17 protein-coding genes and 2 pseudogenes are annotated in these 20,522 nt (G+C 55.1%); 9 read left to right on the top strand and 10 right to left on the bottom strand.

Annotated elements, in window-relative coordinates:
* Positions 1–2: 2 nt before the first annotated feature.
* From VH413_03400 to VH413_03390, 3 genes are read right to left on the bottom strand one after another with little or no spacing between them, the layout of a single operon-like run.
* Positions 3–299: a hypothetical protein gene (locus tag VH413_03400; GenBank protein HEX3797722.1), complete on the bottom strand. Its 297-nt coding sequence runs from the start codon at positions 297–299 to the stop codon at positions 3–5.
* Positions 296–874, bottom strand: a complete 579-nt coding sequence (locus tag VH413_03395) for an AAA family ATPase (protein ID HEX3797721.1) — start codon at positions 872–874, stop codon at positions 296–298. Before VH413_03395 ends, VH413_03400 begins: the two co-directional genes overlap by 4 nt.
* Positions 874–3,414 (bottom strand): DNA gyrase subunit B, encoded by a 2,541-nt coding sequence (locus VH413_03390; GenBank protein ID HEX3797720.1) that lies wholly within the window; start codon positions 3,412–3,414, stop codon positions 874–876. The genes VH413_03395 and VH413_03390 overlap by 1 nt, the downstream gene beginning before the upstream one ends.
* A gap of 754 nt (positions 3,415–4,168) precedes the next feature.
* Between VH413_03390 and VH413_03385 the strand changes: the two genes are divergently transcribed.
* The gene (locus VH413_03385; protein HEX3797719.1) at positions 4,169–4,399 is read left to right on the top strand and encodes a DUF4926 domain-containing protein; all 231 of its coding nucleotides are present in this window, start codon (positions 4,169–4,171) and stop codon (positions 4,397–4,399) included.
* A gap of 38 nt (positions 4,400–4,437) precedes the next feature.
* Here VH413_03385 and VH413_03380 read toward each other — a convergent pair whose 3' ends face one another.
* Genes VH413_03380 through VH413_03370 form a run of 3 tightly spaced genes read right to left on the bottom strand, consistent with a single transcriptional unit; the run spans position 4,438 to position 7,386 of the window.
* The gene (locus VH413_03380) at positions 4,438–5,550 is read right to left on the bottom strand and encodes an ABC transporter permease (GenBank protein ID HEX3797718.1); all 1,113 of its coding nucleotides are present in this window, start codon (positions 5,548–5,550) and stop codon (positions 4,438–4,440) included.
* 4 nt (positions 5,551–5,554) lie between these two features.
* Positions 5,555–6,550, bottom strand: coding sequence for an ATP-binding cassette domain-containing protein (locus tag VH413_03375; protein ID HEX3797717.1), 996 nt, complete (start codon positions 6,548–6,550; stop codon positions 5,555–5,557).
* Positions 6,547–7,386 carry an efflux RND transporter periplasmic adaptor subunit gene (locus tag VH413_03370; GenBank protein HEX3797716.1) on the bottom strand — a complete coding sequence of 280 codons (840 nt, stop codon included), beginning with the start codon at positions 7,384–7,386 and terminating at the stop codon, positions 6,547–6,549. Before VH413_03370 ends, VH413_03375 begins: the two co-directional genes overlap by 4 nt.
* A 147-nt stretch (positions 7,387–7,533) precedes the next feature.
* On the opposite strand from VH413_03370, the gene VH413_03365 reads away from it, so the two are divergent.
* The gene (locus VH413_03365) at positions 7,534–9,093 is read left to right on the top strand and encodes an alpha-L-fucosidase (protein ID HEX3797715.1); all 1,560 of its coding nucleotides are present in this window, start codon (positions 7,534–7,536) and stop codon (positions 9,091–9,093) included.
* Here the strand turns inward: VH413_03365 and VH413_03360 are convergent.
* From VH413_03360 to VH413_03350, 3 genes are all read right to left on the bottom strand, one after another.
* Entirely contained in the window at positions 9,083–9,739 is a 657-nt protein-coding gene (locus tag VH413_03360) for a class I SAM-dependent methyltransferase (GenBank protein ID HEX3797714.1), read from the bottom strand. The genes VH413_03365 and VH413_03360 overlap by 11 nt on opposite strands.
* Entirely contained in the window at positions 9,729–10,121 is a 393-nt protein-coding gene (locus tag VH413_03355) for a hypothetical protein (GenBank protein ID HEX3797713.1), read from the bottom strand. Before VH413_03355 ends, VH413_03360 begins: the two co-directional genes overlap by 11 nt.
* A 158-nt stretch (positions 10,122–10,279) precedes the next feature.
* Positions 10,280–12,091 carry a chloride channel protein gene (locus VH413_03350; GenBank protein HEX3797712.1) on the bottom strand — a complete coding sequence of 604 codons (1,812 nt, stop codon included), beginning with the start codon at positions 12,089–12,091 and terminating at the stop codon, positions 10,280–10,282.
* Positions 12,092–12,171: 80 nt separating this feature from the next.
* Here VH413_03350 and VH413_03345 point away from each other — a divergent pair, with 80 nt between their 5' ends.
* From VH413_03345 to VH413_03335, 3 genes are all read left to right on the top strand, one after another.
* Positions 12,172–12,591: a MarR family transcriptional regulator gene (locus VH413_03345; GenBank protein HEX3797711.1), complete on the top strand. Its 420-nt coding sequence runs from the start codon at positions 12,172–12,174 to the stop codon at positions 12,589–12,591.
* 130 nt (positions 12,592–12,721) lie between these two features.
* Positions 12,722–13,603, top strand: coding sequence for a rhomboid family intramembrane serine protease (locus VH413_03340; GenBank protein HEX3797710.1), 882 nt, complete (start codon positions 12,722–12,724; stop codon positions 13,601–13,603).
* A gap of 573 nt (positions 13,604–14,176) precedes the next feature.
* A complete protein-coding gene (locus VH413_03335) occupies positions 14,177–15,436 on the top strand; it encodes a class I SAM-dependent rRNA methyltransferase (protein HEX3797709.1) in 1,260 nt (419 codons plus the stop codon).
* A 155-nt stretch (positions 15,437–15,591) separates the two neighbouring features.
* Here VH413_03335 and VH413_03330 read toward each other — a convergent pair whose 3' ends face one another.
* On the bottom strand, positions 15,592–16,647 hold the full coding sequence (locus VH413_03330; GenBank protein ID HEX3797708.1) for an HRDC domain-containing protein: 1,056 nt from the start codon (positions 16,645–16,647) through the stop codon (positions 15,592–15,594).
* A gap of 207 nt (positions 16,648–16,854) precedes the next feature.
* Between VH413_03330 and VH413_03325 the strand changes: the two are divergent.
* From VH413_03325 to VH413_03310, 4 genes and pseudogenes are all read left to right on the top strand, one after another.
* Positions 16,855–17,325 (top strand): annotated as a pseudogene (locus tag VH413_03325) (VOC family protein).
* A gap of 107 nt (positions 17,326–17,432) precedes the next feature.
* Positions 17,433–18,953, top strand: a complete 1,521-nt coding sequence (locus tag VH413_03320) for a long-chain fatty acid--CoA ligase (protein ID HEX3797707.1) — start codon at positions 17,433–17,435, stop codon at positions 18,951–18,953.
* 170 nt (positions 18,954–19,123) lie between these two features.
* Positions 19,124–19,264 (top strand): annotated as a pseudogene (locus VH413_03315) (DUF5679 domain-containing protein).
* 81 nt (positions 19,265–19,345) lie between these two features.
* Positions 19,346–20,518: a nucleoside-diphosphate kinase gene (locus VH413_03310; GenBank protein ID HEX3797706.1), complete on the top strand. Its 1,173-nt coding sequence runs from the start codon at positions 19,346–19,348 to the stop codon at positions 20,516–20,518.
* Positions 20,519–20,522 lie beyond the last annotated feature (4 nt).

Below are 20,522 nucleotides of genomic sequence, written 5' to 3'. Positions count from 1 at the left end.
TATTAACTATTGTTGGTCAGCGGACGGTCGTTCAAGGCGGCAGCGGATGATTGTGATTGCTGGAGTTCAGCGATGCGGCGGTCAAGCCGGGCGGCGCTGGCGAGGAGGTTTTCTTCGTAGGGAACCGTTTGGTCAGGAGGAATCTTTTTTGTCTTGTCGTCTTCACAAATGACATAGAACGTGCCAAAACGGCGCGCGCGGCGAATGGCATCAACCCCGGCAAGTTGGGCGTCGCGCTCCACTTGAAGGTCTTCCACATCCATTGTGGATTCATCGAATAGTTCAAATTCCTTTTTCATAAATCCAAGCCTGCCTCTAAAGCGATTTTGTCGAAGGATTTTTGATCACGGATAGCTTCTCGACCGTTCTTGCCAACCGCAAGCAGACGAGTGCCGGTGTTCTCGATCTGAATCAGTTTCCACGCATCAAATAATGGGCGGTAGATCGCAAAGAAATTTTGAATGGTCTTATAAAAGCGGCGCTTGGAAACGCTCGGTTCAATATTGTGCCCGCCTTCCGAAACTCTTTGCTGAATTCGATCCAGAGTGGTCTGAATATCGCGCACCCAAAGAAAATAACATTTTAATTCGTAACCCGATTTTCGCGCGGCTTGCAACCACGTCACAGCACTCCTGCCACTCATCGTCGTTTCCCACGTAAAGGAACGGCGTTCCGCGATCAAATGGCGTATGCGCAACAGTGCGATGCGCCCCGCCTCCATCGAAACGGAGTCGGGATCGTAAGGCGACAATCCACGCGCTATTAAATCAGCATTCACAAATTCCAGTTCCCGTATGGTCTGCGGCAAATGCCGGTCCGCGAAGGTCGTTTTTCCGACTCCGTTGGGTCCGGCAATGACATGCAGGGTCGGCATCAAATATCCAGGTTCCGCACGTTCAGTGCGTTGTCCTCGATAAATTGTTTGCGCGGCTCGACTTCGTCGCCCATGAGTTTGGTGAACATTTCCTCGGCCTCGACGGCGTCGGTGAGGTCCACCCGCAGAAGCTTGCGCTTGTTGGGGTCCATCGTGGTTTCAAACAACTGCGACGGGTTCATTTCTCCCAGTCCCTTGAAGCGTTTGATCTGCAAACCCTGGCGGCCGACTTCCAGCACGCCGTTCAAAATCTCCGCGATGGAAAACAGCGGCTTGGCCGTTTCTTTTTCGCCTGCGCCTTCGAGCAACTCGAACAGCGGCTTGTCCTGCGCGGAGTAGTGTTCGACGTTGAGGCCTTTGCGGCCGAGCTTGCCCAGCAAATCACCGATGGCCTTGCTCTCGTGCAACTCGACGTGTTTGCCGCGGCGGGTCGGGCCGGTTTTCGCTTTTTCGATGAAATCGGTATCGCCTTCTTCTTCGCCGAACAGTTTCAAGTCGGCATTTTCCGCGCTGAATTTCGCGAGGTCTTCCTCGGTGTGAAAATAATGAACTGTCTCGTCGTTGCCGGAGCGCACTTTGACCAGATGACGCGGCAATTCGCCGTTCGCCGTTCGGCGCTCGACGAAATCATTGAAGTCACCGCCGTGACGGCGCAACGCGCGAGCATACTTATCCAGCGATTCGAGCAGTTCCAAAATTTCCGCGAGCTGGCTCTGCGACAGTTCCTTGTTGTCGGCGAGAACGCGCAAGCGCACTTCCTCGGTGCCGATCTGGATGAGAATGCGATTCAGTTGCGCGTCGTCTTCCACGTATTCGACGCGTTTTTTGCGCGTGATCTGGTAGAGCGGCGGCTGCGCGATGTAAATGAAACCGCGTTTGATCAGTTCCGGCATCTGGCGATAGAAAAATGTCAGCAACAATGTGCGGATGTGCGAACCGTCCACATCGGCATCGGTCATGATGATGATCTTGTGATAGCGGAGCTTCTCGATGTTGAACGCCCCCTCACCTTCGCCGTCGCCGATTCCCGTGCCGACCGCGGTGATCATGGTGCGGATTTCGTTGTTCTGAAGCACCTTGTCCAGACGCGCTTTCTCCACGTTGATGAGCTTGCCGCGAATCGGCAAAATCGCCTGGAACTTGCGGTCGCGTCCCTGTTTGGCGGAGCCACCGGCGGAATCACCTTCGACGATATAGACCTCAGTATTCGCCGGATCACGATCGGAACAATCGGCCAGCTTGCCGGGCAAACCACCGCCCGTAAGCGCGGATTTGCGGACGGCTTCGCGGGCCTTGCGTGCAGCCTCGCGAGCGCGGGCGGCGTTGAGACCTTTTTCCAAAATTCTTTTCGCCACCGGAGGATTCGCATCGAAGTGCGACATCAAGCCTTCGTAAGTGATGGAACTCACGATGCCTTCGACTTCGGGTGAAAGCAGTTTTTCCTTGGGCTGATTATTGAACTTGGGATCGGGATGCTTGATGGCAATCACCGCGACCAAGCCTTCGAGCAAATCATCGCCGGTGACACTGGGATCTTTTTCTTTGAGCAACTCGTTTTGCTTGGCGTATTGGTTCACCGCGCGCGTCAATGCGGAACGGAAACCCGCCTGATGCGTGCCGCCATCGGGATTGTGGACGGTGTTGGTGTAGCTGAGCAGTTGCGCGTTGTAACTATCGTTATACTGCATCACGAGATCGGCAATGATGTCGGCCTTGGGACCGTCCTGCTGATTTTCGTAGGCGCGGCGGCCGGTGAAGGAAATCGGTTTGGGATGCAAAACCTGTTTGCCTTTGCTCAACTGCTTGACGAATTCCTGGATGCCATCCTTGTAATAAAACACTTCGCGCGTCGCGGTCGGGACGCGTTCATCAAGGAACGTGATCTTGAGATCGGAATTGAGAAACGCAAGCTCACGCAGACGCTGGCTGATGCGTTCCGCCTTAAAATCCGTGGTGTCCCGGAAAATTTCCGGATCGGGCTTGAACGTGACGAGCGTGCCGGTGCCTTTGGATTTGCCGATGACTTCGAGTTTCTTGGTGGTCTTGCCGCGCTCGAAGCGCATGTGATACACCTGCCCATCGCGCGAGACTTCCACTGAGAACCATTCGGACACCGCGTTCACGCATTTGGCGCCGACACCGTGGGTACCGCCCGAATAGGTGTAACCGCCCTGCCCGTATTTTCCGCCGGAATGCAGCGTCGTCAAAACCAATTCGACGCCGGGAATCTTATATTGCGGATGGATGTCAACGGGAATGCCGCGGCCGTTGTCGCGGATGGAAATGGAACCGTCCACGTGGATCGTGACGTCAATCTGATCGCACTTGCCGGCGAGATATTCGTCCACGGAATTATCCAGCACTTCAGTGACGCAATGATGCAAGGCGCGCTCATCCGTGCCGCCGATATACATGCCCGGCTTTTTGCGGACAGCCTCCAACCCCTCCAATTTACCGAGTTTGGAAGAGTCATAATTTTCGGTTGCGGCGGCGGGCGCAACGACGGAAGTGCTATCGTCTAATTCGGATTCTTTTGACATAAAAAGCAGCGACTGAAACGAGCCATTTGCGGCTCAAAATTGATGCTCAAACAATAGGAAAAAACGCACTTAAACACAACGATTATTTGTCGTTTTTTTGAGCGAGAAAACACCATTAGTTGGGGGTTTTAACTTGACTCTACCAGACATATTGGGTTTTTTGGGCGTTGTCCTGAAACAGGATTTCTCAAGGGGCTTTGGCCGTAAAATCAACGCTGACTTCAAGTCGGCAAAATCACACGGAACGAGTAATCAAATGCGACTTGAATGTCGTGCGAAGGTGGCCTTGCGAACGCCTGAGTTGCGCCCGCGCTTCCTTGCCGGTAAATGTTCTTCAGAAGGCGTGAAAAGTCAACCTCGTGTGCGGTATCTTTAAACGCTCGGTAATTGATTTACGTGAATCTGATTAAGCGCAACTGAGTTTCTTACAAGTTCGAAAGGGCACATTTCGGTAGATGCCGCTCCTCTGGAGCTTGGGAGATTAACGTAAATAATATTATAAACATGGCGCTCCTAACGGAGCTTGGAACCATAAAACGCACTTGTCTGTTCCTCTAAAGCTCCGGCAGACGCGTCATGTTTATAGAATCAGTTTCGACAATGGCCAGGTTTTGGAAAAGCGGCACGGTAAGACTTTTTGCTCTGCACGTTTCGTTAGGAGCAGAAATTGAGATGCGCGCGAGGTGTCTGAATTTAGAACCAATGTGTTAAATGCCTTCGTTCAAAGGAATATCTTATCTACGAGACTACGAGCATGATTAAAGAATTAGACGCAGTGGCTTTGACCTGCGATTTGCCTAATTACAGGCTGACTCGCGGTGACGTGGGTGCGGTTGTGCTAGTTTATCGCCAGGGATTAGCTTTTGAAGTGGAATTTGTCGCTTATGGCGGGCATACGGTTGCGCTGCTTACTTTAGAACGCGACCAAGTTCGTCCCCTTCAAACAAACGACATCCCTCACGCGCGTGAGTTGAGTGCAGCGTGAATCTTCTTGATGCCGCACAGTAGATATCGCGACTTCCGTCACAATGTTCTCTTAAAAAGCAGCGTCGCCAAGGCCATGGTTAGCATCGTGAAGCCGACGAGAAACGCGAGGTCGTAACGGATGGCCATGAGGTCGGTGTTTTTGAGCACGAGTTCTTTGAAGCCGTGCACCGCGTAGGTAAAAGGGTCCACCACGGAAATGACTTTCATCCAGGCCGGAAAGGATTCGGCGGGATAAACGGCACCGCTCGGAAAATACAACACGGTATTGAGCATGCCGAATATCGCGCGCGGCACGAGCGGATCGCTGATGCGAACCATGATGAGAAACATCATGCTGATAAGCGCCATGGAGGTCGCCATCACCAGCAAAAACATTCGCGCCATCCGCAATGGATTCAAGGGATCGGGAATTCCGGCGATGATCGAGCCAACGGTGATCAGCACCAACCCGGCGATGATCGCCTTGGCCGCGCCGGAGAGGGTGAAGCCGAGGATCAATTCAAATTTACGAATCGGCGTGACGAGGTAGCCTTCGTGCAAGCCTCGCGCTTTGTCATCAATGAAAATAATTCCGCCGCCGATCATCGCTGACACAAAAATCGCAAGCACGATCGTGCCCGGCAGCAGGTATTGGATGTAGGGCACGTAAGGATAGACTTCGACGACGGAAAGGGTCGCCGCGCCGCTCGTGCGTCCGGGAACGCGCGGCGCATTGTACGTGCCGAGCATCGAGGAAAAACTTCCTTCCAAGGCGGAGGCGGAAAATTGATCGGTGTTATCTTCTGCGAGCGCAATCCGCGGATTCGCGCCGGCGAGAAGCTTGCGGGAAAACAGCGGCGGTATATCCAGCACGCCGTTGATTTTGCCGTTGCGCAAATCAAACATGGCACTCGCCAGGTCGGCGTAAGGAACGGGGTCAAACGTGCGCGCGTTGACGGAGATGGCCTGGAACATTTCCTTGAGCTTGATCGCGGGCACACCGTGATCCTGGTCAACGACGCCAACGTGGAGATTTTTTATTTTTCCGCCGAACGCATAACCGAGCACGACGAGTTGCACGAGCGGCATGATGATGGACACCACGACGAGAACCGGGCTGCGCCGGAAGCGCCGCAAATCTCGTTCAATCATGGCCCAAACTCGATGCATAAAATTATCCGCGTTGCATGAGGAACGGACTGTTGGCCGCGGTGGCCGCCTGCAACGAGTCGCGAAGTTGATGGCCCGTGTAGTGCACAAAAACATCGTCGAGCGTGGTGCTCTGGACGGATAGCGACGTGATGGGAGCATTCGCATCGCGCGAAGCTTCCATCAACGCGATCGTGGTTCGCGGGCCGTTATGCGATGCGATGCGGAAAATATTTTGATCGGCTTTCACTTCGGCGACTTCCGGCAAGGTTTTCAAAGTTTCCGTCCAATGTTCGGGCACATGGCCAAAACTGACTTCGAGAATATTTTTGCCGGGAATGGAAGCTTTCAATCGCAACGGCGAATCGAGCGCAACGAGTTTTCCGTGATCCACGATGGCGATGCGGTCGCAGAGTTTGTCCGCCTCATCCATGTAATGCGTGGTCACGAGAATCGTCAAGTCGCGCTCGCGCTTGAGCCGAACCAGCATCTCCCACACGGCGACGCGCGAGACGGGATCGAGGCCGGTGGTCGGTTCGTCGAGAAAGAATATTTTCGGCTCGTGCACGAGACCGCGGGCGATTTCAAGACGCCGCCGCATGCCGCCGGAAAAGTTCTTCACCGGTTTGTCGGCCCACTTTTCGAGGTCCACTTCCTTGAGGAGTTGTTTGATCGTCGCGTTGCGTTTTTCGCGCGGGATGCCGTAGAGCTTGGCGAAGATGGTCATGTTTTCGACCGCGCTCAAATCAAGGTCGGAAGTCATCGCCTGCGGTATGACGCCGATGGATTGGCGCACGTCGGTCGCCTGCCGGGCGATGTCGAAGCCATTGATCAACGCCGTGCCGGAGGTCGGCGGCACTAACGTGGTGAGCATGCGGATGAGCGTGGATTTGCCGGCGCCGTTGGGACCGAGCAGTCCGAAGACTTCGCCGTGGGCGACGTTAAAATTCAGTCCACTCACGGCGGTGAAGTCGCCGAATTTTTTCACCAGATCTTTTACTTCGATGTCGAAGGTGCTCACGGTTTGGCCAGGGGCAAGGTGACGTAGGCGGTCATGCCGAGCGCCAGCGCGCGGTCGTGGTTGTCGCAGCGGAGGCGGATTTCAAAGGTCTTGATGTCGCGCTTGGTGCGGCTGACGTCGCGCTGGGTGGCGTAATCGGCATCGGCGCTGCGATAGAAAACCGTGCCGTCACGCTCGACACCCGAAGGCAATCTCACCGGCAATTTATCGCCCGGATGAATGCGGTCGGCGTAAGTTTCTTCGACGTCGGCGCGGACCCAAAAATTGTCCTGATCAATCAGCGTGACAATCGCCTGCCCGGGATTGACAACTTCGCCTTGCAAGGCGGCGCGAGTGTCCACGATGCCGGTGATCGGCGCGAAAATTTGCGTGTGGCCGAGTTGGACGTCCGCTTTTTGTTTTTGCGCGCGGGCGGCTTCGACGCCGCGGGCGAGGGCATCCACGCGCGCTTTCGCTCCTGCATAACCGGTGCGCGCCTGGTCGTAAGCCTGCTGGGATTCGACGTCCTGTTTGTGCAACCCCTCCTCGCGGTCGTAAGTCAACTTCGCGTTTTCGAGGTCGGCCTGGGCTTGAGCAACCTGCGCCGCAAATTCCTGTTCACTGCTGGCGTAATAGGCGACGTCCGCCTGTTGCATCTGCGACTGAATGACCGCGAGCAACTGGCCGTTGGTGACGGCGTCGCCTTCCTTGACGAGAAGTTGTTGCAAGCGGCCCTGGATTTCCGAACTTACAATCGTCTCATCGGTGGTGACGATGCCGGTCAGTACAATCGCCGTGGGTTGGTGCGTTTCGTTATAATAAATGCCGCCGGCAACCGCCGCGGCGATCAGTATCAAAATAAAAAGTTTCTTCATCGGTGTTGGATGGAGGCGCGTACGCCACGCCATAGGATGCTTCAGTGGCGGAATTTATCAACATCATTGCGAATTAATTGGCGCAAGGCCGGGATTGATTTACCGCCCGGCTCTCGATTAATATTTTTCATGCCCACAAATTCATCAGCTTGCGTGCTCGCGGCGATTTTATCTTTTGTCGTTTTGGCAACTGCCGCACAGGCGGCGTATCCGCCGGAGACGAACGCGCGTTTGATTCCGGCGCCGGGGCAGCTTCCTTTGGTTCAGGGAAAGTTTACGGCGTCCACCGATTCGCTAAAGGAGTACCAATGTCCGGATTGGTTTCGTGACGCGAAGTTTGGCATTTGGGCGCATTGGGGACCGCAGGCAGTTCCCGAACATGGCGATTGGTATGCGCGAATCATGTACGAGGAAGGCAGCCCGGATTATAAATTTCATCTCGCGGATTACGGGCATCCTTCGACGAATGGTTACAAGGACATTATTCCTCAATGGCATGCAGAAAAATGGAACCCGGCGCGATTGATGGAGCTTTATAAAAAGGCGGGCGCGCATTATTTCGTCGCACAGGCGGTGCATCACGATAATTTTGATAACTGGAATTCAAAATATCACAAGTGGAATGCCGTGGAGATGGGGCCGCATAAAGATATTGTAGGACTTTGGCAAAAGGAGGCGTTGAAACAAGGACTGCGTTTTGGCGTCTCGGAACATCTCGGCGCGAGTTTCACGTGGTTTCAAGCCAGCCATCGCTCGGACAAAACTGGTCCGTTTGCTGGTGTGCCTTATGATGGCGCAGACCCGAAGTATCAGGACCTTTATCATCCGCTTGCGGATACGGGCGATAAAGCATGGTATTCGACCAATTCCGAATGGCATCAGGAATGGTTTGCGCGCATTTATGATGTCGTGGATCAATATCATCCCGACCTGCTCTATAGCGATGGCGGAATGCCGTTCGGGGACGTGGGCCGCACGCTGGTGGCTCAATTTTATAATGCGAATATGCTTCGGCATCACGGCCGGTTGGAGGCGGTTTATAATTGTAAAAAAGTTAATTCGGGCGAGTTCATTGACAGTTCGTGCGTGCAGGATGTGGAGCGCGGAGGAATGCACGATATTCAGCCTTACCCGTGGCAGACGGATACCTCAACGGGCGATTGGTTTTTTCGGACGAACGATCAATACAAGACGACCGGGCAAGTGATCCATCTGTTGGCGGACATCGTGAGCAAAAATGGAAATTTGCTTTTGAACGTCGTCCAATATCCCGACGGAAGTTTGCCGCCGGAAATGGAAGTTTTTCTGAAAGAGATGGCGGCGTGGATGAAGGTGAATGGCGAAGCGATTTTCAAAACGCGTCCGTGGAAAATTTATGGCGAAGGGCCGACGGTCGTGGCGGGCGGAAACTTTAAGGAAAATTATGCGTTCAATGCGAATGACATTCGTTTCACCACGCGCGGGAAAACGCTTTATGCCATTGCGCTGGGTGTGCCCAGCGATGCGCTGCGAATAAAATCATTGGGCCTCGCGAGCGGCGCGGCGGACAAGGCCGTGACTGAAGTGACTTTGCTGGGAAGCCGGGAAAAATTGCAATGGCAGCAAACACCGGACGCGCTAGTGATTCAACCGGCGCATTCGTGGCCCGCGAAAGACGCCGTGGTCTTCGTGATCAAGTTTAAGCGCTGAGGAATTGAGGATCGCGCTGCCACCAATCGCTGCGGAAAAGACCCCAGTCGTTTTCGAGGCGGCGCGAAAGTTTAAAGCCGGAAGCGCGCAAAAAATCATCGGGTGGAGTAAGAGCGCGCGCGGACAGACGAGTTGCGATGCGGAAGAAACGATAGAGCATCCAGACGATTAGCTGGCTGCGGAGCCGTTTTAAGCGTTGCGTTGGAATTTGAAAATCGGCGACGAGCCAATTGGCGTCTTCGGTGGAAGCAGCGGCGAGTTTTTCCACGAGAATTTTTGATTGCTCCGCAGGGAAGCAATCGAAGAAAAAGTTGGTGATGATGAGGTCGTAGTTTTTTGCGGGAGGCTGCCAGGCGAGAGCATCAACCGGGAGATATTCGATGCGGGCTGAAGATAATTGGTGGCGAGCTATATTTCGCCGCGCCTGATCGAGCATTTTATGGCTGGCATCAACGCAGGTGATTTGCGCAGCGGGAAAACGGCGGCGGCATTCGACGAGCGCGCGACCGTGGCCTTCGCCGAGGAGAAGAATATTTCGCGCGGTAGGAACCTGGTCGAGAAAAGCCGTGCGGCAGCGGTGCATGGTTTGTCCGGCGAGGACCATTTCCATCCAGCGATAATACGGCGCAAGGGTGTCAAAACTCATGGGCGGGACGAGCCTTGAGCCAGCTATCTCGCTGCCACCATATCCAGGCGATGAGGCCACCGGTGAAATAAGCGACCACGTCCATCGGGTCGGAGGTGGTTCCGTGAACAAATTTTGGTCCAATCCACTCGAAGAGCAGAGACCAGAAAATCAGGTGGGCAAAGATTTCGAGAAATTGCGGCGGCGCGTTGTGCGGGCGAAGACCAAGGCGTTGATGCAGCCAGAGAACGGGCGGCAAGGCGCACGGGATCAGCCAGCAATCGTTGAAGTGGTCGTGGAAAAATCCGCGATGGATGTAGTGTTTGACGACGAAGCGATTGAGGGCGTAGGCAGCGCAACCGATGAGGAAAAGTGGATCGCGAAAATAAAGAAACGGCCGCATGTCAAAGCGCCCAGAGAATCACCGTGCCGGAAATCGCGGCGATCAACAATTTTATCAGAATGATCTTGAACATCGGTGAAAGTGTAATTGGGCGTGAAAAATTGGCGAGTAAATTCAGGCGGCCAGAGGCCGCCCGATTTTGGCAATCGCATTAAATTTTAGCCGCGTTGAAGAATATTTTCCTCTTCGTGCAGACGCCGGCGAGCGGAGAGAATCGCGGCGCGGCCCAGATAGCCGATGACTTTCGACGGCTGGCTGCGGCCAACGACGGGAAGGCGGCCGATGTTGCGGTCGAGCATTTTGGTCAGCGCGTTTTGCAGAGGTTCATCCGCATAAGCGACGACCAGATTGCTACTGCAAGCCTCGCCAACGGTCATCGTGGAATTTTCGTTTTGGCGCAGGGCGCGGACGATGTCGCCGCGGGTGATGATGCCGTATAAACGATTTTGCTCGTCCGTCACCAGCGTGCCCTGGCGGCGGGTCAGCGCGGGGTCGTTCTGGGCAATGCGATCGGAAAGTTCGGTCAGCAGCATAGTCGCGGGCACGGTGGGAACATCGCGTTCCATGACATCGCCAACGCGCGCGAATTCGAAGGGGTCAATACTGTATTCGCAAGTGACGTGCTGGCCACGGCGCGCGAGTTTTTCGGTGAGAATGGAACGGCGCATCAACAAAACCGTGACGCCCAGCGAGGCCACCGAAGCGATGAGCAAGGCGGGGAGGATATTGAAGTCGTGCGTCAGTTCGACCGCGAAGACTACCGCAGTCAACGGACCGCGCATTGTGCCGCCCATCATTGCGGCCATGCAAATCGTCGCCCACAAACCGGCGTCGCCGATGGGAATCCATTTTCCGAGCAATGCGCCGAGCGCGCCACCGATGATCAATAATGGCGCGAGAACGCCGCCGGAGGTTCCTGAGCCCAGCGCGATTGCCCAGACAACCGCCTTGGCAACCAGCAGACTGATCACCACCGTGCCGATGAGGTCGCCGTTCAAAAGACTGTGAATCGTATCGTAACCGACGCCCAGGACGCGCGGTTCAATATAGCCGCCGATGCCGACGAAGACCGCGCCGATGGCGGGCCACCACATCCAATGAATCGGAATTTTGTGAAAGAAATCTTCACAGGCGTAAACGATGCTGGTGACAAGGCCGGAGGCAAATCCAGTGACAATGCCAAGGCCCGCCGCAACGAGGAGTTCATTACCGGACAATGCAAGGTGAGGTGGCACCGGGAAAATCGGCCCCGCGCCGAGCAGCGGCACGCGCAATACGGAGGCCATCACAGCGGCCACAGTGACCGGAATAAAACTGCGCGGCTTCCACTCGAACAACAGAAGCTCGACGGCGAGCAAGACCGCGGCGACCGGAGTTGCAAAAATAGCGGCCATGCCGCCCGCCGCACCGGCGGCGAGCAAGGTTTTTCTCTCGGCGGCACTCATGTGAAATTGCTGCGCGAAGATCGAACCGAGCGCGCCGCCCGTCATGATGATCGGGCCTTCCGCGCCAAACGGGCCGCCGGTGCCGATGGAGATGGCGGCGGAAATCGGTTTTAAAAGTGCGACTTTGGGCTGGATGCGGCTGCGCCCGAGAAGAATAGCCTCCAACGCTTCCGGGATGCCGTGACCGCGAATCTTATCGGAACCGAAACGCGCCATCACGCCGATGATCAAAGCGCCGATGACCGGGACAATGATCACCCACGCGCCGAGATGATTTCCCTGGGGCACCGCCGAGGCGGAGGAAAATTTTTGATAAAAGGAAAGATTGGTGATGACGGCGATCAGCCAGATCAGGACGTAAGCTACGACCGCACTTATGGAGCCGATGACCAAGGCCATCGCAGACAAGGTGAGAACGCGGCGGTTGGTGGTAAAATCGCGAAGATCCGATTCAGCCCCGATTTCAACATCTGCAGGACGAGGGGTCGCGGCCGCAGGATCAAGTGTCTCTGTTTGTGTTAACACAGAATGACAATATATCGTGCCACGATATATGTCAATTACAGTGTAGCCTCCCTTAATCGTTCATGTTATCTTGTTTGCGCATGGCACGAATCAAACAGCAGCTTGGCAAGGCAGAATATGAGGCGCTCGCGGAATTTCGTTACGCGTTGCGGCGATTCATTCATTTCAGCGAAAACGCGGCGCACGACGCGGGCATCACGTCGCAGCAGCATCAGGCACTGCTCGCGATCAAAGGATTTCCGAAACGCGAGGCGGTGACGGTGGGTGAACTCGCGGAGCGTTTGCAATTAAAACATCACAGCACAGTCGGGCTCGTGGACCGGCTGGTGGCAGAGAAGCTGGTGGTGCGGCGGCCTTCGGCGGAAGATCGGCGGCGCGTGATCATCCGATTGACACCGCGGGGCGAAGGTGTGCTGGCGAAACTTTCGTGGGCGCATAGCCGGCAATTAAAACGGGTCGGGCCGAAGTTGGCGGGGGTGTTGAAGAAGTTGGGGGAGTGAGAAGAAGTTTTCAGTTTCAAGTTTCAAGTTTTCAGTTCAGGAAGACTTAAAATAATTTGGCTCTTGTAATGAATTGGAAATTTTTTGGAGGAGGATTACGTTGGCGCAGGTGCAGGATTTTCATCAAGCAATGGCTCCGGCTTATGGCGCGGGAAGAATTCCCGTGCGGTCGCGTCGGCAGGCGATGGACTGGAGCCTGGTGCTGTTGAGCCAGGGCATTGAGGCGACGGTGCTCTCTCCCGCTGGTGATGAAGGTTGGATGCTCGAAGTTTCCGGCCAAGAAATGGAGCGCGCGCTCAAGACGCTGCGGCTGTATCGCATCGAAAATCGTGGATGGCCATGGCGGGAAGTGTTGCCGAACGGCGAGGCTTATTTTAGCTGGGGTTGTATTGCGTGGGCGGCGGTGATGATTTTATTTTATTGGTTAAGCGTGCAGTTTCCGGCAATCGAAAACAGCGGCGTGATGAATAGCGCGAAAGTTTCGGGCGGACAATGGTGGCGAATTTTTACGGCGATGACGTTGCACGCGGACATGGCGCATCTGGCGGAAAATTTATCACTGGGAATTGTGCTGGTCGGATTGACCATGGGTGTTTATGGAACGGGCACGGGATTGTTTGCGGCGTATCTGGCAGGGGCGATGGGAAATCTGGCGTCGCTCGCGCTGAACGCGCATCCGTTCGTGGGACTGGGTTCGTCGGGGATGGTGATGGGCGCGCTGGGGTTGCTGGCGGCACAATCGTTGCGGCGCGAAAATTGGGGGCGCGGGTCTGTGAAATATGCGCTCGGCGGCGTGGCGGCGGGAGTGATGTTGTTTATTTTATTTGGGGTTTCGCCAGAGGCGGATACGGCGGCGCATCTGGGAGGATTTATTGGCGGGCTGGCGCTGGGGGCGGGATTGGTTTTTATTCCAAAAGGATGGGCGCGAAGTGAGCGGGTGAATTTTGTTTGTGTAATTGGTTTGGTGGCGATGGTAACGGCGACGTGGTTGGCGGCGGTGAGGCGGGGGTAGGTTTTTTGTGTGGTGGGTTTAAGGGGGAGAGACTTGTGGTGATTGGATTTTGGTGGTGGCGTACGGGCTTGCCTCGCTGCGCTCGGAATAGTGGGTTTGATGAGGAGTCGAGTTCCCCCGGCTGAAGCCGGGGGTTAATGAGAAGTGTTGGGTGGTTTGAACATAGTTTTACAGATTTGGATATGGTCAGTGTACCACCGTTCGTTAAATTATTTGGAAGGCACCGTCAGCACTGATTGAGGATGGCTTGCTTGAGGCTGAATCGGTTTTGTGTTTGGGAGGTTTTCTTTCGTCCCTTACGGGACTTGGAATGGGAGCGATTGGAACCCAGCAATAAATTGCTGGGCTAAGATCTGCCGTCCCTGCGGGACTTCGGATGGCGGAGCGGCAGTTCCGACTTGTCCGCCCTGAAATATTTCGTTCCTACAAATTTGGTTGGAAGCCAACTTAACGAGGCGGCTTTAGGTTTGTTGTTATACGCTGACAATGGTCTTTCATTGTTGAGTGGGTGAGTTATAGTGGCCGGCTGTTTCGCGTTTAAGCGAGGCATACAAATTACTGTTTACAAAAATTATGAAAAAAACCGATTCGTCCCCTGCCCTTTCGACTGAGCCGGAGGGTTCTGCTCCAAATTCTTCATTGCCGACGGTGTTGCTGCGTCCCGGTGAGGCCGATCGCGTGGTGGCGGGGCATCCGTGGATTTACAGCGGGTCGGTGTTGCGCGTGACGCAGCAGGCGGCGGAGGGCGCGCTGGTGCAGGTGAAGGACCATCGCCAACGATTTCTTGGGGTGGGTTTTTATAATTCGCGCTCGAAAATTTTGGTGCGGCTGCTTTCGCCGGAGCGCGTGACGGTGGACGCGTCGTTTTTTGAAGAGCGGATTCGCGCGGCGCTGGCGGTGCGCAAGAAACATTTGCCGGAGGCAACGTCGTTTCGCGTTGTGAATGCGGAGAGCGATTTTCTGAGCGGGTTGATCGTGGATAAATATGAGGATGTGCTGGTCGTGCAGACTTCGGCGCTAGGAATGGACCAGCGGAAGGCGATGATCGTCGCGGCGTTGCAGGAGATTTTTTCGCCGCGCTGCATCGTGGAACGGAATGACTCGGCGTTTCGCAAATTCGAGGGGTTGGCGGATGCGAATGGGATGTTGTCGGGCGAATTGAATGGGCCGGTGGGCATTAAATTGAACGGGCTGAAATTTGAGGTGGATATTTTGGGCGGACACAAGACGGGTTTGTATTTGGATCAGCAGGTGAATTATCAGCAGGTGGCGGAGTTGGTTAAGGGCGGGCAAGTGCTGGATTGTTTTAGTTTTCTCGGCGGGTTCGGTTTGCACGCGGCGCGCGCGGGGGCGGCGCACGTTCACATGCTCGACCAGAGCGCGGATGCGGTGGCGGCGGCGACGCGGAATGCGACCGCGAATGGGCTTTCAGGCAACTGTTCGTTTGAGACGGTGAATGTTTTTGACTGGCTCAAGGCGCACACGGCGGTGAAGCCGCATGAGCGCGTGATCCCGCGGTTCGACGCGATCGTGCTGGACCCGCCGTCGTTCACGCGGAGTCGCGCGGCGGTGCCGGACGCGATGCGAGGTTACAAGGAGATTCATTTGCGGGCGTTGAAGCTGTTGCGCGCGGGTGGGACGCTGGCGACGTTCTGTTGCTCGCATCATGTGGATGCGAATATGTTTCAATCGGTGATTTTGGACGCGGCGTATGATGCGCGGCGGACGTTGCGCCGGGTGGCGACTTACAGCCAATCGCCGGATCATCCGATCATCCCGGCGATTTCGGAGACAGAGTATTTGAAGGGGTTTGCGTTTGAGGTGGTGCGGTAACTGTGTGGATGGGGTTGAGGGCGAATGTTTTAGCCACGGATGGAACACGGAGGGGAAAAGCGGGGCAATCCTTTGGAATGCGGGCTACTGAGTGGGAATGGGTGCGTATATGCGCGAACGTGGGAAAAATTTTCGGAGTTTCGCGAGATTTGGTGTTATTTTAAAAGTTCGCGTTGCCAGAACATGAGGGTGGCCTGGTGTTTGTCCCAGTCTTCGGCGAGGTCGAGGAGGGTGGCGCGGCTGGCGATGAGGGTGGGGTCTATGCCGAGTTCCTGGGCGCGGGTGTCGCGGCGCTGTTGAAGGTCGGCGGCGCGGCGTTTATGGGCGTCGCTCACGCGGCGAAAGGTGTGGCGAATGGGCTGGGGTAATTCATTGCGTGGCACGGCCAGGCCGTGGCGGATGGCGGCGAGGGCGGAATGACGGCGTCGGTCGGAAAATTTTTGCGGAAGCAATGGTTCAAGCGGCTGCCCGGCAACGGCGGCGATGGCGAGTTGAATCAGGCTTTCGTGGCGAAGGATAAAATAGGGCGGACGATTCGCAGCGGTGGCTTCGGTTTCACGCCAGCGCCAGAGTTCGCGCAGAACGGCGAGGCTGGCGGGGCTGAGATTGCTGCTGCCTTTGAGGCGCCAGACTTGATCAGGATCGGGCGGATGCAATTCAGCGCAGTCGGCGATGAGGCGCGCGCAGGATTCTTCCTGCCAACTGAGGCGGCCCTTGGCTTCCAATTCGGCTTTGAGGCGGTCGGACAATGGCTTGAGATAATGGGTGTCGTTGCGGGCGTAAGCTTCCATGCGCTCGGTCAATGGGCGCTGGGCCCAATCGGCTTTTTGCGAACCTTTGTCGAGCGTGACGCCGAGGTATTGGGCAACGAGGTGGGTCAGGCCGAATTGCGTGATGCCGAGCAACCGCGCGGCGAGCATGGTGTCGAAGATGCTGGTCGGGACGAACTCGTGGTGCTTGCGAAAGAGTCGCAGGTCGTAGTCCGATCCGTGCATGATGAGCCGGTGCGTGCGAAGCTCTTCGAGAAACGGCGCGAGACCAATGCCGGAGAGCGGGTCAATGAGTTCATCGCCATCGAGCGTGGTGACTTGGATGAGACAAATCTTTTCGGGATAGGCGTGAAGACTGTCCGCTTCGGTATCGAGCGCGACCCACGGCGCGGCACGCAGGCGGGCTGAAAGTTCGGTTAGTTTTACGTCATTATCAATCACTTACATAAATGTCATGTTTTTAAGTCAAAGTTCAAGTTGCAATAATTTTGAGCGCAGAAACTAACCGCGGAGACACGGAGGCGCGGAGGGCTGCGAAGGCATGAAAATTAGCCACCACGGAACACGTATTTTAACGCTGATTTTAAAAGACCGCAAAATGGAAACTGGGAAATCTGGATTGATTGAACTAGGATGCTTGCATGATTCAAAAAATTACTCCCTTTTTTATGGTTCAATGGCCGGGCGGAAGAGGCGGCGAATTTTTATGTTTCGATTTTTAAGAATTCGAAGATTGTGAACACGTCACATTACGGCGACACGGGACCGGGGCCGAAAGGAAGCGTCATGACGGTTTCATTTTTGCTCGAAGAACAGGAGTTTTGTGCTTTGAACGGCGGGCCGCAGTTCACGTTTTCGCCGGCGATTTCATTTGTCGTGAATTGCGATTCGCAGGCAGAGATTGACGAGTATTGGGAAAAGCTTTCCGGTGGTGGCGGCAAAGAGATTCAATGTGGATGGTTGCAGGACAAGTTTGGTGTGTCGTGGCAAATCGTGCCGGCCATTCTGCCGGAGTTGTTGTGCGGTGATCCCGCCGCCTCGAATCGCGTCATGCGCGAGGTGATGAAAATGGTGAAGCTGGACATCGCGACCATGAGAAAGGCGCATGACGAAAAATAATCTTTTGAGCAAATGAATTTTTGCACGAACGAAATATTCCTCGGCAAAGCGGTTAAGGCTTGGCGAAGGGCGGGCGGGCGAGTTAGTTTTTGCGACTCATTTTATCAATGAATTTAGCGACTAAATTTGAAGAGGTCGTGCGGTCGAATCCGCATAAGACGGCGTTGTATTGGGGCGACCGCGAATATACTTACGAAGAATTGCTGAACGAGACTTCGCGGGTGGCGGGATATTTGCAGCACGTCGTGGGTGTGCAACCGGGCGATCGAGTGGCGCTCTGGCTGAAAAATTGCCCGGAATTTGTGCCGGTGCTGTTCGGGATTTTGCAGGCGGGCGGCGTCGTGGTGCCGATCAATAATTTTCTCAAGGCGCCCGAGGTCGCGTTCATTTTGGCCGATGCGGGCGCGGATGTGCTGGTGACCGACGCGGCATTGGCGGAGGCTTTGCCGGCGATTTCGGATTTACGGCCGGATTTGCGTTGCGTGCAGGTAGAGATTTTTGCGCAGGGCTCGCTCGAAGTAAAACAGCCGGAGCCGCCGCTGCGAGTGGAGACGGATTTGGCGGTTATTATATATACGTCGGGAACGACGGGACGGCCGAAGGGGGCGATGCTCTCGCACGGCAACCTGCTTCACAATGTGGAAAGTTGCCGTCTCGTGCTGCAATGCGTGAATGAAGATCGCATGGCGGTGTTACTGCCGATGTTTCACAGTTTTATGCTGATGGTGGGAGTTTTTTTGCCGCTGCTGGTGGGTGGCTCAATGGTTTTGATTCGATCGTTGCATCCGCCGCGAAATGTGTTTCAGGAAATCATCCAGCGGCAGGCGACCATTTTGCCGGCGATCCCACAATTTTTTCGCAGCATGGTCAGCGCGCCCGCAACGATTCCCCTGCCCTCGTTGCGCATGGCCATTAGCGGCGCAGCGCCGTTGCCGGTGCAAGTGCTGAATGAATTTGCGGCGAAATTTTCTTTTCCGATGATCGAAGGCTACGGCTTGAGCGAGGCGAGCCCGGTGGTGACCAAAAATCCATTGAACGGACCGCGCAAGGCTGGCTCGATCGGCAAGCCCATTCCAAATGTGGAAGTGAGCATTCAGGATGATGCGGGGAATCTTCTGCCCGCTGGAGAAATCGGCGAGGTGTGCGTCAAGGGTGGTAATGTGATGATGGGTTATTGGAACCAGCCGGAGGAGACGGCAAAAGTGATGCGCGGTTGCTGGCTGTTGACGGGAGATATTGGTTATTGCGACGAAGACGGATTTTATTTCATTACTGATCGCAAAAAAGACATGCTGCTCGTCAATGGCATCAATGTTTATCCGCGCGAAGTGGAGGAAGTCATGTATCAATTTCCCGGCGTGAAAGAAGTGTCGGTCATCGGTGTGCCCGATGCGCGCAAAGGTGAACAGCCATTGGCGTTTGTCGCGGCGTGTGAGGGCGCGACGTTGGATGAGAAAGCTTTGTTACAATTCGTGCGCTCGAAATTGGCGGACTACAAAGTGCCACGGAGGGTGATTTTTTTACCGGCGTTGCCGCGAAATGCAACGGGAAAGATTCTTAAAACCACCTTGCGTGACATGGCGGCGCAGGGTGAAGGATCCACAAAAACCGAGCCGCAAGCGACCTGAGACGCCTCGGCTCGATTATCTGCAAGTAATTAGCATTTAGTGGCTTGTTAAAATTTAGTTTCTCGGTTTTCGACGATTTTCCCTTTACCAGTTGACGCTGGGGAGGCGCGAACCGTAAGGTATTTGCATTAACTGGCTCGGCGCATGAGGCGCTGTGCCGGCCAATTTTTATGCCTGAAGGATATTGCGTCAAATGCAAAGCCAAAAAGGAAATCGTGGATGCGGTGGAAGAAGTCATGAAGAACGGACGGCGCGCGATCAAGGGCAAATGCCCGACTTGCGGAACGGTGATGTTTAAGATCCTTGGCGGCAAGGCTCCAACGCCCGCCGCCGCTCCGCCAACGAATCCGACAGGCACAAACTGATTTTTGATTAAGATTTAGAACTCCATTATGTCCCAACAACTTGCTTATGTCATCATCACGCCTTACTCGCTGCACAAGTCGCGCACAGGCGGAATCCTCAGCCGCCTGATCACCCGCACGGGATTGGAACTGGCGGGAGCACGCATGTTCGCGCCGAGCCTGGAATTGGTCACGAAATATTCTCAGGCCATTGTCTCTACGAATGACCCGCAGGATCGGCGCATCCAGGAATTGATTTACGATTATATCATTCACAACCTCGCGCCCGATCCCAAGACCGGCCGCCGCCGCCGCCTGATGATGCTTTTGTTCAAGGGCGATGACGCCGTGCGCAAGACGCGTTCGGTCATCGGCAATATCAGCGCGGAACGCCGCGGTGGTGAAACGATTCGCGATACTTACGGCGACCTCATCATTGATGATAAAGATCAGGTGAAATATTTTGAGCCCGCCGTGCTGGCGGCTCCGAACGTCGAAGAAGCCGAGATCAAGGCAAAGCTTTGGGCGCAATATTCCGATGCGGACGGTGGCATCGTGGAGAACACCAATACGTATCCGCCCGGCGAGAAGCCGCAGCGGACATTGGTGTTGATCAAGCCGGATAATTTTCGGTTCCCAACGGGACGGCCGGGCAACGTCATCGATTTCTTTTCGCGCACGGGACTTTACATCGTGGGCATCAAAGTGCATCGCATGAGCGTGGCCGAGGCGATGGAATTTTATGGGCCGGTGAAGGAAGTGTTGCGCACGAAGTTAAAAGATGTCGTCGCGGCGAAAGCGAAGGCGGCCATCGAAAAAGAACTTGGTTTCAAAGTGCCGCCTCATGAAGAGAAACAACTGGGCGAAATTCTCGGGCCGACCTTTGGCGACAATCAATTCGAGAACATTGTGGCGTTCATGTCCGGCCGCGCTCCTTCCGAATGCGATGCCGTTCAAATGACGCAGCCGGGCACGGAAAAATGTATCGCGCTGGTTTATGAAGGTGTGGAAGCGGTGCGCAAGATTCGCGACGTGCTTGGACCGACCGATCCTTCCAAGGCGCCGCCCGGTTCCATCCGCCGCGAATTCGGCCAGACGATCATGGTGAATGCCGCGCACGCGAGTGACTCGGAGGAAAATGCGCAACGCGAGTTGGGCATCATTCGTGTGGCCGAGAATAATTTCCGTAAGGTGGTCGAGGAGTTTTACGGGAAGATTTGAGGAA

Source organism: Verrucomicrobiia bacterium (assembly GCA_036268055.1).
Taxonomy (GTDB): Bacteria; Verrucomicrobiota; Verrucomicrobiia; order Limisphaerales; family Pedosphaeraceae; genus DATAUW01.
Note: the sequence above shows the minus strand (reverse complement) of the source record. Positions and strands in the feature narration are given on the sequence as shown.

Bases quoted from the DNA above. Each gene is read 5' to 3' on its own strand.
- VH413_03400 (HEX3797722.1), bottom strand. From the start codon at position 299: ATGAAAAAGGAATTTGAACTATTCGATGAATCCACAATGGATGTGGAA.
- VH413_03340 (HEX3797710.1), top strand. From the start codon at position 12,722: ATGGCTCCGGCTTATGGCGCGGGAAGAATTCCCGTGCGGTCGCGTCGG.
- VH413_03395 (HEX3797721.1), bottom strand. From the start codon at position 874: ATGCCGACCCTGCATGTCATTGCCGGACCCAACGGAGTCGGAAAAACG.
- VH413_03345 (HEX3797711.1), top strand. From the start codon at position 12,172: ATGGCACGAATCAAACAGCAGCTTGGCAAGGCAGAATATGAGGCGCTC.
- VH413_03390 (HEX3797720.1), bottom strand. From the start codon at position 3,414: ATGTCAAAAGAATCCGAATTAGACGATAGCACTTCCGTCGTTGCGCCC.
- VH413_03360 (HEX3797714.1), bottom strand. From the start codon at position 9,739: ATGAGTTTTGACACCCTTGCGCCGTATTATCGCTGGATGGAAATGGTC.
- VH413_03365 (HEX3797715.1), top strand. From the start codon at position 7,534: ATGCCCACAAATTCATCAGCTTGCGTGCTCGCGGCGATTTTATCTTTT.
- VH413_03385 (HEX3797719.1), top strand. From the start codon at position 4,169: ATGATTAAAGAATTAGACGCAGTGGCTTTGACCTGCGATTTGCCTAAT.
- VH413_03380 (HEX3797718.1), bottom strand. From the start codon at position 5,550: ATGCATCGAGTTTGGGCCATGATTGAACGAGATTTGCGGCGCTTCCGG.
- VH413_03335 (HEX3797709.1), top strand. From the start codon at position 14,177: ATGAAAAAAACCGATTCGTCCCCTGCCCTTTCGACTGAGCCGGAGGGT.
- VH413_03320 (HEX3797707.1), top strand. From the start codon at position 17,433: ATGAATTTAGCGACTAAATTTGAAGAGGTCGTGCGGTCGAATCCGCAT.
- VH413_03310 (HEX3797706.1), top strand. From the start codon at position 19,346: ATGTCCCAACAACTTGCTTATGTCATCATCACGCCTTACTCGCTGCAC.
- VH413_03355 (HEX3797713.1), bottom strand. From the start codon at position 10,121: ATGCGGCCGTTTCTTTATTTTCGCGATCCACTTTTCCTCATCGGTTGC.